2 protein-coding genes are annotated in these 1,118 nt (G+C 57.8%); both read right to left on the bottom strand.

Annotated features, from left to right (window positions below; genetic code table 11):
* Positions 1-518 (bottom strand): alanine--tRNA ligase-related protein (locus ACSFA3_RS25130; RefSeq protein ID WP_435508060.1); only part of this gene is annotated, 518 nt, incomplete at its 3' end.
* Positions 519-541: 23 nt separating this feature from the next.
* The coding region (locus ACSFA3_RS25125; RefSeq protein ID WP_435508059.1) for a DMT family transporter at positions 542-1,118 on the bottom strand (577 nt) is incomplete at its 5' end.

Below are 1,118 nucleotides of genomic sequence, written 5' to 3'. Positions count from 1 at the left end.
CGCGAGAGTCCGGCCGCATCGAGGTACACCGCATTCACCTGCAGCCCATCGGAGATGAGGGTATTGAGCTCGGGCTCGAGCTTACGCAACTCGTTGTTGTCGGCTGCAGGCAGGTCGAAGTCGATACGGGCCGTGCCGTCGGCCGCCATTTGCACACCCGTTACCAGCGAGCCCTCGAAGCGCTGATAGACGAGCGCATTGAGGATGTGCAGGCCCGTGTGCAATTGGCTCATCATGAAGCGGAAATCCTGGTCCACTTTGGCGACGACCTTATCGCCGGGGATCGTGGCGGTTTCGCTTTCGTCGAAGCAGTGCCACGCATTGCGGCCCTCCGTTTCGACCCGGCTGATCTTGATCTCGCCACCATTCCATTGCAGCGTGCCGCGATCCGCCAATTGCCCGCCACCGCCCGGATAGAAGAAGGACCGGTCGAGAAGAACCGCATTCGGGCGGCGTGCTATGACATTGGCTTCGAATTGAAAGCAATCGGATTCGATATGGCAGAGATAAGGAGACATGAATTCCTCGGTTGACGGAGCGCTTAAGAAAATCGTCGTGCGGTAACGATGCCGATCAGAATGATCACGGCCCCCGCAAATTCGGTGGCGCTCAGATATTCATGGAACAGATAGGCGCCGAGCACGGTTGCAATGACAGGCTGTATCAGCAGGGTGATTGAAGAAAGCGCGGCCGGGAGCTTGGCCAGCGCATAAGCAATGAGGCCTTGACCTCCGACATGAGACACGACAGCCAGGGCCAGCAGCATCAGCATCCCGTTGATCGTGTGCGGAACAAGCGACTCGCCGCGCAAGAGCGTGATGGGCAAGAGAATGATCAGCGTGCCGACGCTGCTCCATGCCATGACGGTCATCGTTCGATAGTTCGAGCGCACGAGGCTGACCGCCAGAAGATACGAGCCATAAAAAAATGCAGTCAAAAGACCTAACAGGTTCCCCGCCATGTAGGTCGACCCGAAATCCAGCCGATGTCCGATCAGGATGAATGCGCCGGCCAGCGCAAACAGCATCCCGAACAGGAAGCCGGGCTTGAATTTCTTACCCAAAAACAGGTTGGACCCGAGCACCACGAAGATCGGGGCGAGGTTGGCAAGAAGATTG

This window comes from Variovorax glucosi (genome assembly GCF_051216695.1).
Classification (GTDB): Bacteria; Pseudomonadota; Gammaproteobacteria; order Burkholderiales; family Burkholderiaceae_C; genus Variovorax.
This window is presented reverse-complemented; position numbering and strand designations above follow the sequence as displayed.